Genomic DNA, 12,405 nt, shown 5'->3' on the forward strand with positions numbered 1-12,405 from the left:
AGCGGCTTAAGCTGCTCTTTACAAATCAGTCCAAGATTCGAGTTTTCCATTATAAAAATGCAAGTAAGTGCTCTCATAGACCCATTGATCCATTCTAAGGTTACTGCTGGTGTAAGAAGTAATATCATTTGGGCTTCCCCAAGAGAGTTTTACTTGATCTTGACTCATACCGATGCTTATTTTTTGTTGTGAGATTTTTGTCCAAATGTCGGATGTCCATTTAGGGTAGAGAGTTTTCGGATTTACAGTGTAAAAACCGTTTCTTATTGGTTCACTGGGGTCATTAAAAAATGAAAGTTTGAATGTAATATTGGCTCCATTTGCGCGATTAGCTTGAACTACCAAATCACTTCCTTTTATTTTTGTGGATTTGAAGTATACCTTTTCTATGTTGAGTAGCGGATTTGATGAAGGTAACTGATTTTTATTAGCCCAATAATATTTACCTGAATAGAGATTATTTATCATTTCATAGTCTAAATATGTAATGAAAGAATCTGGTCTTTCACCCACAACTAACCCTTCAATGACTTTTCCAGAAGTGAGAAGTATCTTATACTCAAATATATCTTTGCTGAAATAATTCATTTCTACAACCCATCCGACCTTCTCGCCTTCGAAAACATATACCTTCTGACCCATGAATGATTTTAAATAATCATACTTGACACTTTTAATCTGCTTTATCAATTTTTTGGTTTTGGTCTGTCCTTCTAAGTCACTCCATAAAAACAATGAATTTGCTTCGTAGAGATATTCCCCGGATAGGCCTGTGAATGTGTAAAAGTTTTTAAGGCTTAGGTAAGTAGTGTTGTCATAGAGCACTGAATTAGAATTATTTACTTTATATGATCCAGCAATTGAATTAATGGTGATGGGTGTAGAGTAATTGACAGATATATTATCAATTTTTGATAATAATTTAAGCGGAATATAAATGCCAGAGTTCTTAATTCCATCAAACGAATAGGTTTTTTCTCGTGTTATAATTATTTCTCCATTTAGGAAAATTGCGATCTCCCCTGAAAGATACACATCCGAAGGGATAATATTAGATGCTGCAACAGTTTTTTGGGGATAATAAACAAAAACGGCCAGAAATAAAAGTAACGCAATTAAAGATGGTGGCTTTACTAGTTTGTACATGAGATACAGCTCCTGTATTTATTATTTTGTGTTTCTATTCTAAAAAATGCGAATAAAAGACAAGTTTTACAAAGAAGTGGGCTCATTAAAGAGCCCTTTTTTTGTTTAGAACATTGATGATATTTTCCCGCTTGATTTATCGACATAATACCAACCATATGTTGCTGTATGACCTTCTCCAGTTTTCTCATCATCAATAACTACTTCATAAACATGAACTACATATTGATTATCTAGTTCATTATCAACTTCAACGATTAAATATGAACTGTTGTAGCCATATTTGTTCTTAACAAGTTTGACTGCTTCTTTTTCTGTAATGTTTAACTTAGGAATCTTCCCGATATAAAGGTTGTTATCGCGTAAAGCTACGTTTTGCCCCAATGCACTGCTCATGCTTCTAACTGGTACATATGTAGTGTTATTGTATGTAATTGCGTTTGCAGTTGTTTTCTTTGTCCCATCTACATATAAGTTAACCTTCTGAATTACTGCCTTAACGGATATCCCACTTGCTGCAAAAGCTGTTGCTCCTGTAATTGTTGAACCTATCAGAATACCAACAACCAATCCTTTTACTTTATCCTTCATATTTTAAAACTCTCCCTGTGTAATGTAGTTAATTTCTCAAAGTTCATTATACCTCCAGATGATTAAAGTCGCTTATAAAAATTCCCTGTTGCATAAAGAACGTATGTTCGGTGTATAATACTTATACAAACAAATGTTCTTATGTGAAACGGGAGAGCGGACAGTTATGTTGATTGACATGAATCGTTCTATGCCAGTGTAGAAAAGGCGAAAATGCCTCAGTACAAAAATAAACCATTGGCAGTTGCAACGCGGTATGCTTTCTTACATATCAGATCATGAGTTTATTAAAATTTCAAAAGAATTGAGACGTAAAGTAATGAAAGAAAACAAAGATTAAGAAAGAATAAATGAATAAGTTTATGAAAGGAATCTTATACAAAGAAAAAAGAGCCTACGGTAAGGCTCTCTAAATTTCATACGGTTCTGTACTCATAGATTTTGTATTTGAACTAGAATTAGAGTCTGTGTATCCAACTTTGTCATTAATAGATTTGACCATTGCCATTAAAGTCCGTGTATCAGTTTTTTGGAATGACAGTAGACGAATTTCGGATTCAGTATTACTAATCGAATTGTAGTATACAGTTAGTACATCTCTGGTTCGTTCTACTTGTTGTAACCCTTTTATGGCTCCAACTATAGAGCCAACGATACCAGTTATTATTCCAAAGCTTGCGTTATCACCAGTAACTATGGCTCCCAATATTCCCCCAACAATCAACGATACTATGCCAAAACCGATTGCAGATCTAATGGGGCCACCAGGAATAGTGTAGGACTCACTTCCACGAGATATTCCTTTCAGACGTTCAAATGGGATAATCTGCTTTGCATTAAACTGAATAGAGTCTTCTTGATAAATAAGCATTACTTGTTGATCGGGTTCTACATTAGGTAAGCCTTTACTATGTATGAGATTTAAGTATTTCTGCACTCTGTCACCTCCAAATCAATATGTACATTTTATTATCGGATGTAAATAGAAAATTCTTAATAAAAGAAGTATTTAGAAAAGTGATTGATTATGGCGATGTAACTGTCAGATATATTGGACATTCTGCAAAAGCAGAGCAGGTTTACTTATCTGTCAGATAGGATGGGGAATAGAGCGAGCAGAATGTGTGAATGTTTTTATTTGCGTGAAATATCTCAATAACAACATTAGCAGAGCGATATCTTTAGGATAATCGATTAAACTATTACTTGTATACATAGGGTATATAAATGAGAGGGCATGGGCAGGGAATTGCTAATAAATTTTGTTCTGGATTCTGGTGATTTGTTACTTAGTTTATCTCAATAATTGTTACTTTTACATACAATAGGGAGACTGCAGCTGACCAACTCCTTATTTACTTAGGAAATAGTAGAAGTTCGGAAATAGAAACAACAATAAATCTCTTGTCTAATTCTCTTAGTTGTGGAGACGGTAAGAAATCATTGTAAATATTCCTTAATTATGTCTTCCGTTAACGTTTAATTGTTATGTTACGATTGCGATTAAGACTTGTTTGATTTCCCCTTATTTATCAACGTTTTTAAATTCCAATCGTGAAATTAACTTTTTTTGGATGTGGAAAAGTATTGATACTACTGAGTTTTCTAATGCTGCATTCTTTACGATTGAGGTTACGATCTAGTATTTATTATCAAATTTGTTCCTAGACTCTCATATTTACTGTAATTTCAATTTAGCTAAGGAAAAAACGTCGACTACGATTGATCAACGATTGACATTATTATTTAGTCTCACATTCTATGTATTCATAGTTTAGTGTGTTGCCTTTCAAACATGAAATATAACACTTCTTACATTTCAAAATTAATCTATATGTATGCTGGGAAAGAACTCTCAGTGACATACAAAGTAGACTTCTCAAAAATAAAATAGGCATTTCAATTCATAAGTCCTATTCTGAGTTACTATTAGAGAAGGGATGCTTCACAGAAAATTGGTTAATTGGGTTGACTTCAAAAGAGCATAGGCTGTATTGCGCCAAGTAAGTATCTAAATGAGAGCTTATATCAAAAATTCGGTTCATTCTTATGTATTAATATCGCCAAATGATTGGGGGAAATGTATGGTGGTATATGAATATGGAAAGTTAATAAAAAGGTTTGACAGAAACGATTTCTCATGGACTTTATCATACTTTATTAATGGAGAAGAGTTACAGAAGGACTTTGATGATTCAAGTAAATTCTTAGATGTATTGAATTCATTAGGTAAATAGGGATGGTTACTTGTTCTCAAAGACGAAGAGAATAAAATATCTGGAGAAGCCTCTTACATAATGAGCAGAGTGATTTGAGTATATTCATACTTAGGTAAAGCCAGTGTTTCACATAGAGAAGAGGAGTCTGCGATCAAGCAACTCCTTTTTTTGTTTCGGTAAAGTTTACTTGATTTTTTCTCTATTTATAAAGGTTTTATTAATAACTTGATGTGCTACATGGTTAAGATACGTGAACAAATATGAAAATATTGCGTTAATAAGTCATCATTTTAGATAATCCTGTTACCTCAAGATTGAAGTTTAAAAAAATGCTGTAATCCCTTGTCCTGCCCGTATTTTTTGAAAGTTCTATCGTGAATTAATAAATTTTACCAATATGAAAAAACCTTGATACTACTAGCTTTTTACTGCCTTCTGACTCATTTCACGATTACGCTTACGATATAGGATAAGTGAATATTCCTATTAACGTGGTAGGAACCTCAACAGAGAATAGTATTACGGTAAGCTAGGATGCGGTAACCAATGCCACTGGTTATGTAGTTACGATTAATTATGATATCGGGTATTCTGTAACTAATCTTTCTAAAACTTACGGTAATTTGCCGTCTTCCTATTGCTTTCAATGTAACTGTAATCGCAACATCCCTGGCAGGTAACAGCAGTCAAGTTACTCATGCCTAAGCGTGGATTGACTCGGGAAGAAGCAGCACAAGTGATCAACGACTGTTTTCAACTAGCGGGACAATAGGGATCGTTGCAGAAATGTTGACGATCCTTTTTTGTGTACCTTTAGGGAAGCTCAACCAAAGTTTTAGATACAAAAAAGCCACTTGCTTTCGCAAGGAGCATTTAACCGCTAAGCCCATAGTGACAATAATGAATATTGAGGAGTTTTCTCCTAAATCAAGAGCGCTGAATCAAAAGGAGAGAGTTCATGAAAAAACAGTTTATCAAATTCGCAGGAATCACACTGGCAGCAGCGCTTATGATAGGTACGATGAGCATCACAATACCTAACGCGCAAGCCGCTACAACACCATTTTCCGACGTGCAATCGACCCACTGGGGAGCCAGCGCCATAACCAATGGCGTTTCCAAAGGCTATGTCGATGGATACACGAACGGTACATTTAAGCCAGACGCCAGTGTCACACGCGTAGAATTCGTGAAGATGGTCGTCTCGGCCATGGAACTAGAAACCACGCCATCAAACGGTAAATGGTACATTGAGTACGTTGACGCCGCAAGCAAAGCAGGTCTTTATGCATCTGCCGATTTCAACGATAACGAAACGGCTTGGACAAAAGTCATGACACGCGAAGAAATGGCCCGCGTTGCAGCTCGTGCGATCGGGGAAACAACAAAGGAAGATGACAAATGGATGTACCTCGCTACGAAAGCCGGTCTCATTAAAGGCGTCGGTATAGGGCAGATCGCTCCGAAAGGGCTGACCACTCGTGCGCAGGCAATCGTTGTCATCGAACGTATTCTTTCCAAGAATACCGGCGCGTCCCTTGAAGCCGATAAGTATGCGGTGAGCAGTGCTGAAATCGCTTGGCACGGCACAAACATCTTCACCGTGATGCCGGAAATATGGGTAACAACAGAATCCGATCTGAGACAAGCTAGAAAAGACTCGGTGGAAGAAATGTGGAACGAAAAGCTTATGACGATCACATCGAAAGATGGACTGTATCAAGGGAAGCTGGACGCCCTTGTCGCTATTGATCTTTCAGATCCTAACGACCCGAACCTTGGTCTGATTGCGCCAATCAACACGCTCAAATGGTTTAACAACCGTCCTTCCATTATGAATCTGATGGTCAAAGATCAGAAAAACAGTTATGTTCTGTATTTCAAAGGTGGAACAGTTTACAACAAAGATACAAAAAAATATAACTCTTCAAAAGATCTTCAATTCCGTGTAGATGGATTTAGTAGTCCTGATCTCAATGCGTTTTCCAAAGGTGAACTGAATGCAATAGCTAGACTTTATCGTAATAGCTACTTCGACGTACCAGCAGTTATTATTCCAAAAACGGGTACTGTACAAGAATATGGAAATCTAGAAATCCGTCTGCAAACCCCTGCAAGTGGAAATCGCTTCACTCAAATTGTCCCTCTTAGTCTGAGAGGAACTCGCGACGACATCTAATGCTTATCGGACTCAGCATACTCCTTCTAACGAACAGTATGTTGGTTGTTTTCTTTAGTTTTGTTATTAATAGCAAACAAAAGGCCACTTGCAACTCGCAGATGGCCTTTTGTGCATTTATACATCTACGTATACGTAAATGTAAGTAATAAAGTGAATGTGATAGTTATTTTGAAGTAGGTGCGGCAAAAGGTTTTCTGTTTCATCACAAATAATGTGCAGCATTTCGTCTCGATTTCGTTCGTGCTGATATGAGCCATATATGGATTGGAATTGATACTAATGACTACACGATGAACAGTAACTTGAATATCGTTTTATGCTGAAAATATGTGCTTGGATAAAGTTGTAAGATATATACATAAGTATTGCCGTTACGAAAACATATTTGTTATATGCTTCTCAATTCATACTAATTCGTAAGATTACCGGATGAAGCCGCGCTATAAAAGATAAAATGGCTTTAGTGAAGATGCTATCATTCCTACACGCTGCCTTCTACTGATATTATAGCCAGTATTGATAGTTGTAGCTCTGTATACATTTCAGCGCTTCAGACCCGAGGTCAGGTCAGATTAGTAGTTTAGGAGTGCATTTAACTTCCATCAGCAAATACCAGCGCAAACTTATTTACACAAAAATCTAAAGAATGTAGATAGCAGGTGTTTATTCCCGCAGTTCACCGTCCCTAAATCCCAAGCGAACCCGGATAAGTCGTCCGGGTTCCATTGGAATTCTTAACGGGACTAGCAAGGAAGCAAAAGATTTGGGGGCAATGCTCATACATCATGGGCATTGCTTCGCTCCTTTTCACTCCACTTCACAATACCCACCATGTACTACGAAGCAAATAAGGAACCATGATTCCATTACGCTTCGCTTCATTCCTTCATCGTTCAAAAACGCTTGTGTAGACCTTTGAAGCAAAACCCTTGTTTGCATAATCGAAGAAGAAAAAACAAGGCACGTTCGCATACCTTGCGTGCAGCCTTACCATATTTCGTTTTTCAAAGACATCATTCGTATTCCCTAGCCATCTAACCGCATGGGATCATATTGAACCTCTCCGAGCAAGGCGACAAAATTATGTTGAGAATATCATTCAACATAATTTTGTCGTCCCTTCGGGCAGCCTTGCACTACGAGAACCTATATGATCTTAAATCTGCGACGGCTACGGTAAACGAATGATTTTCTCTTTGAAAACTTCATAAGGTAAGGCAAGTCAGCTCGCAAGATAACTGCTCACCAACCTTAAAAGATTCCGCTCATCGCCGCTAGGGCTAGACAGGCAAACGGTGCCGAATGAGGGTTAGGGGAAAAAAGTCTGTTCAAATTAAGGGAATTTGAAAGGAGGTGAACTCAATATGGGTTCGGAAGCGTTGCGTATTCAAATTGAAGAGTTGAGAAAAGAGCTCATTGAATTAGCGGAACGGATGGGTTTAACAGCAGTGGAAGTAGTGGAAAAATCGCAGAAGTTGGACAACGTACTTAATGAGTATGATCGACAACATCAAAGAAATAAATAAAGCCCGTTTGTTTAGTACAACAAACGAGCTAGGGCGAAGATTTGGACCCCTTCGCCCCTTTATTATACCACATAAAGGAGAAGTTAATGTGAGGGAGGGTTTATGAATTATCGTGTGTTTTATCGTCCCTCTGACGATATGGTGAGCCAATGGGACAGCAATACTTCGAGGAGTAGAGTGTCTTGCAATTGACAACAGCCCATAGATAACAGCACGACTGATGTGGGCAGTTAGTTACGTAGGTTTAAAGATGAAAAGAAGGTAGTTGTATAAGCAGCAGGACAGGAAAAACAGGCTGCAGTAGATAAATTAGGCATACCATTTCAAAACGCCTTTACGAGTAAATAAAACGATCTCTGTATTTTTATGTGTAAAAATATTTTGATAAAGTGCCATGTAACGGAGTATGCACGCAAAATGTACGCTGAAAGGAAAAACAAGTGATTCCCATGTATACCCATAGCATGTTGAGAAATGGTAGACTATATAAGAACCCGATGGGGGAATTGGATTCATTTGAGATTGCTTTTACTTGATTTATAATACGTTGGAGATACGATAGGATTCGGTGTAGTTGATTTAATCGAATCTATTCAATAGGAGGTTTGAGTGAATGGAAAGTGTAACGGAAATATTGAAGAGATTGGAAAAAGAAAGAGAAGAAGGACTCAAGGTAAACCCTAGATACGATATTGATAAACTTGCAGATGAAAACGGTGAAGTACTTATCTATTTTCATTCAAGTAAAGAGTACCAAATGTACTTGGATGGTAAAAGTGTCATTGGCTCAACGGAGCGTTTTCTCCATTCAGATATATTTCGTAATGTACAAAAAGATAGAATTGAAAAACTGACAGATGGACGAACTTTAGCACATATTCCAGCTTTATCTGCTAATGATGAAGTGTGAGCTTGATGATAAGGAGTGTACGATGAGTTCGTATTGAATGAACGGGAGTTAAGAGTGGTGTTGAGAACGATGGAGAAAATGAGTATGTGCAGTGTAGTATGACAATGATATTCCGAGTATCTATATCCAGCACTAAAAGCTATTGAATCAGGATTCGCTTGCAGATGTCCCAGACATTTGGGAGCATCGCAACAGCTCTTTTAAAACCCGTTTTGATTGGGACGAAGGAATGTTGAGCGAAGGCGGGCAAACGAAGTACATATGAATTTGACTTTGATCTTCGATTAAGGAGGGGTTGGAGATATTAAAAAGACATTGGGACAAATATCTAATTCTACTTGCCATTATATTACCGATCTCCATTGTTGCTATCTTTACGCTCCCTCATGGTAAACGCTATACTGCAGTAGCGATATTTCCGTTACTATTCTGGGTAACGTATTATTCGTGGATCGCATTCGAGAAGAGAAAGAAAGATACATAAAAAAATGGCTGAAATCAATTATATGAAGCTCATAGATCGAACTGACCTAATACATATGATCGAAGCCTTTTAAAAGGATGATATCGTTAGGACTCGTAATATCATTGAAGGTGAGTCAAAAATGCTTTTGGAGGAGCGAAGTAAATAGTAGTGCACTGTACGACATTTCGTAAGGATTATAAGGCTGAGAAGTATCTAAAAAAGATCTTTGTATTAAACAGAAGTTGTATAGAACGTTCAGGTGAAATAGAACATAGTACGGGGTGATAGATAGGTGTATTTACTAACAAGAACTGCAACCATTGTGACGTGGATTTTTGATCACCTTGGACTTGTTGTCGGGATTTTGTTTGGAATTGTAGCTTTAATAGGAATACTTAGGGGGATTTTCTCAAGCCGCACCCACCTTAATCGCTCGCTTACCCATAAAGAACAGGAAAGAAGCATAGAAAGGAGTTTAGGAAAGAAAGAGGAATGGGAAGGCGTGCAAAGTAGCTCATGTGTAGATACTCCAGTAGTTCTTTTGGATAAGGGGCAGCAGGGAGAAGCCATTGTGCTTGAAGCTGTTCTAAAAAGCCACCCCGATATCAAATGTCTTTCATCTCTTTATGTAACAACAAGCAGTGGACAATACACTGAAGTGGACTTAGTTGCCATCCATAGTACAGGAATCTATGTAATTGAATCCAAAAACTATCGGGGAGTGATTGTTGGGAATGAAGATGAACGCATATGGAATCAAGCGTTTATTGAGGATCGAAATGAATTTTACAATCCAATTATGCAGAATGCGGGGCATATTCGAGCTATTAAGCTTTTTTTGGGTGAACGCTATAAAGACATACCGTTCCATTCCATTATCGTATTTAATAACGATTCAAATATCGATATGATCAAAGTTAAATCAAAAGGCACCGTTATTACGAAACATATAAATCTAACAAGCCAATTACAGGGACTATTTCACATCCTTCCTGATGTTTTAAATGACGAAAGTACGATAGTCGTTTATGATTCCCTGCTGCCACAAACAGAGGTATCGGAGGAAATAAAAAGGAAGCACTTGGAATTCGTTCAACGTCGTAAAGATGCGTAATGTAAAGTTGAATCAGCTTGAATCCAGTTTTCGAAGGATTCACGTGATGGGTTCCAAGGTATGAAATAATATGTGGGGAGGAAGTATGCTTTCTATTTTTTAGCTTTAGGGAAGCTATGTTATAAGCTATTTGGATAATCGCCAGGTAGAGGTGCGAATGCCAAGCTCACATGATTTCCCTGGGAGATTCGCACCTCGAAATTTGTCGAAATCTTCAGATTTGTGACCTTTTGGTAACAAGGATATTGAGTTTATATGCTGTTGTGGGATATAGTGGAGCTAATATGTGGAAAAAGTATCGGAATTACGTATGAAGGTATTTTAAACATAACTTGATACGTGTATTTTCGCTGTCGCACTCCGTATGGAGTGCGTGGATTGAAATTGTAAGTGTGGTGTACAGCAAACTGGACCCATCTTCGTCGCACTCCGTATGGAGTGCGTGGATTGAAATAGCAACTCACCAAGACGCTGCCTGCCACGTTCGCGTCGCACTCCGTATGGAGTGCGTGGATTGAAATTATACGGCTATCCGAGACAACTGGGGCAAGATCACGTCGCACTCCGTATGGAGTGCGTGGATTGAAATTTTCATATTTAATTTGTAAGTTTGAAGGTTCTGGGTCGCACTCCGTATGGAGTGCGTGGATTGAAATAATACAGCGGATTTACCGACAACAGTTTATACTTCGTCGCACTCCGTATGGAGTGCGTGGATTGAAATCTTGAGAATAAACTGACGTTCGTCGGACTCGATCCAGTCGCACTCCGTATGGAGTGCGTGGATTGAAATCGTCAAGGTTAACCCGACGTACGAACGCCAGGACGTCGCACTCCGTATGGAGTGCGTGGATTGAAATATAGTGTTACTCATTTATTGCCCTCCTTGCGACTGTCGCACTCCGTATGGAGTGCGTGGATTGAAATGCCTTCAGACACTCGGATGAAATAAACAGCCGAAGTCGCACTCCGTATGGAGTGCGTGGATTGAAATCCTGAACCTGACTTGGAATTACGGTGCGGATCACGTCGCACTCCGTATGGAGTGCGTGGATTGAAATCTTCTTTTTTAGGTGACATATCTTCAACGGTTGACGTCGCACTCCGTATGGAGTGCGTGGATTGAAATATTGATGATAAGGGTGAGACATACAGCTCAGTTGGGTCGCACTCCGTATGGAGTGCGTGGATTGAAATCCATGAATCCATCAAATACTCCCCAATGTCTTTCGTCGCACTCCGTATGGAGTGCGTGGATTGAAATCCTTCCTTGACGTTTAGGATACCCTGAATGATTGATGTCGCACTCCGTATGGAGTGCGTGGATTGAAATAGAAAGGATCGTGAAGCACGTTGATTGAGGCAGCAGTCGCACTCCGTATGGAGTGCGTGGATTGAAATTGATCAATCCGATCAACTACCCCACGCATAACCGTCGCACTCCGTATGGAGTGCGTGGATTAAAATCTCGATCATGGCTGGATCACGGATCGGCTGAACGAGTCGCACTCCGTATGGAGTGCGTGATATGAAACTAGTCTTTCATGTTCGCATATGCAATGGGCACCTTGTCGCACTCTTTATGAGTGCGTGGATTGAAATTGCACTTCGGCCAGATCCGATGCCAGGTTAATGGGTCGCACTCTGTATGGAGTGCGTGGATTGAAATTATGCTGGCATAGGGCTAAATATTATCGCATAAAAGTCGCACTCTGTATGGAGTGCGTGGATTGAAATTCTGAAGTGGCATGCGGTGATCGGATAATTGACGAGTCGCACTCCGTATGGAGTGCGTGGATTGAAATCACTCGGGAATCTCAGGAAAGGTTTGATCGGTTGAGTCGCACTCCGCATGGAGTCCGTAGATTGAAATAGTCGATTACTTTCCATCAGACCCAATCTTCTCATAAATTATACAGCAGAAAGTTTACTGGCGTATGTAGCTGAGCAGGAACGAAAAAAGAATCGACAATGGTAGGCGAAAGATATTGAAGTGGCTAAAACAGCAGGAGTAAAATTTTGTAGACCAAGACAAGAGATCGATGATAGATTTATTCAAGTATACAAGCAATGGAAAGAAGAACATGTAACAACCACCGATGCAATGAAGCAGATCGATATGAAGTAAACTTACTATCGGAAACGTTGGATTCCCTTTTGCTCTTTGTCTTATCCTGCTTGAGACCTTACTTGTTAAATTCAACAAACAAATGGATGGATTAGAGAAGCGCCTGGCTCAACTTGATAAGAC

At 38.8% G+C, this 12,405-nt stretch carries 8 protein-coding genes, 1 pseudogene and 1 CRISPR repeat array; of the genes and pseudogenes, 6 read left to right on the forward strand and 3 right to left on the reverse strand.

What is annotated here, in order from left to right:
* Positions 1 to 18 precede the first annotated feature (18 nt).
* Positions 19 to 1,146 (reverse strand): hypothetical protein, encoded by a 1,128-nt coding sequence (locus tag BLS14_RS28190; protein ID WP_090955033.1) that lies wholly within the window; start codon positions 1,144 to 1,146, stop codon positions 19 to 21.
* A gap of 105 nt (positions 1,147 to 1,251) precedes the next feature.
* Positions 1,252 to 1,737, reverse strand: a complete 486-nt coding sequence (locus BLS14_RS28195) for a stalk domain-containing protein (RefSeq protein WP_090955035.1) — start codon at positions 1,735 to 1,737, stop codon at positions 1,252 to 1,254.
* A gap of 133 nt (positions 1,738 to 1,870) precedes the next feature.
* On the opposite strand from BLS14_RS28195, the pseudogene BLS14_RS33610 reads away from it, so the two are divergent.
* A pseudogene (locus tag BLS14_RS33610) lies at positions 1,871 to 1,986 on the forward strand (hypothetical protein); the annotation flags it as partial.
* 160 nt (positions 1,987 to 2,146) lie between these two features.
* Here the strand turns inward: BLS14_RS33610 and BLS14_RS28200 are convergent.
* Positions 2,147 to 2,674: a GlsB/YeaQ/YmgE family stress response membrane protein gene (locus tag BLS14_RS28200; RefSeq protein ID WP_090955037.1), complete on the reverse strand. Its 528-nt coding sequence runs from the start codon at positions 2,672 to 2,674 to the stop codon at positions 2,147 to 2,149.
* 2,240 nt (positions 2,675 to 4,914) lie between these two features.
* Between BLS14_RS28200 and BLS14_RS28205 the strand changes: the two genes are divergently transcribed.
* From BLS14_RS28205 to BLS14_RS33350, 5 genes are all read left to right on the forward strand, one after another.
* The gene (locus BLS14_RS28205) at positions 4,915 to 6,135 is read left to right on the forward strand and encodes an S-layer homology domain-containing protein (protein WP_090955039.1); all 1,221 of its coding nucleotides are present in this window, start codon (positions 4,915 to 4,917) and stop codon (positions 6,133 to 6,135) included.
* Between the two features lie 1,367 nt (positions 6,136 to 7,502).
* Positions 7,503 to 7,664: an aspartyl-phosphate phosphatase Spo0E family protein gene (locus BLS14_RS28210; protein ID WP_090955041.1), complete on the forward strand. Its 162-nt coding sequence runs from the start codon at positions 7,503 to 7,505 to the stop codon at positions 7,662 to 7,664.
* Between the two features lie 613 nt (positions 7,665 to 8,277).
* Positions 8,278 to 8,574, forward strand: coding sequence for a hypothetical protein (locus BLS14_RS28215; RefSeq protein ID WP_090955043.1), 297 nt, complete (start codon positions 8,278 to 8,280; stop codon positions 8,572 to 8,574).
* 758 nt (positions 8,575 to 9,332) lie between these two features.
* Positions 9,333 to 10,154 (forward strand): nuclease-related domain-containing protein, encoded by an 822-nt coding sequence (locus tag BLS14_RS28225; RefSeq protein ID WP_090955047.1) that lies wholly within the window; start codon positions 9,333 to 9,335, stop codon positions 10,152 to 10,154.
* A gap of 352 nt (positions 10,155 to 10,506) precedes the next feature.
* A CRISPR array of direct repeats spans positions 10,507 to 12,028; the repeat unit is 33 nt; unit sequence GTCGCACTCCGTATGGAGTGCGTGGATTGAAAT.
* Positions 12,029 to 12,147: 119 nt separating this feature from the next.
* Positions 12,148 to 12,282: a hypothetical protein gene (locus tag BLS14_RS33350; protein ID WP_256336722.1), complete on the forward strand. Its 135-nt coding sequence runs from the start codon at positions 12,148 to 12,150 to the stop codon at positions 12,280 to 12,282.
* Positions 12,283 to 12,405 lie beyond the last annotated feature (123 nt).

The sequence above is a fragment of the Paenibacillus sp. OK060 genome, from assembly GCF_900101205.1.
Lineage (GTDB): Bacteria > Bacillota > Bacilli > Paenibacillales > Paenibacillaceae > Paenibacillus > Paenibacillus marchantiae.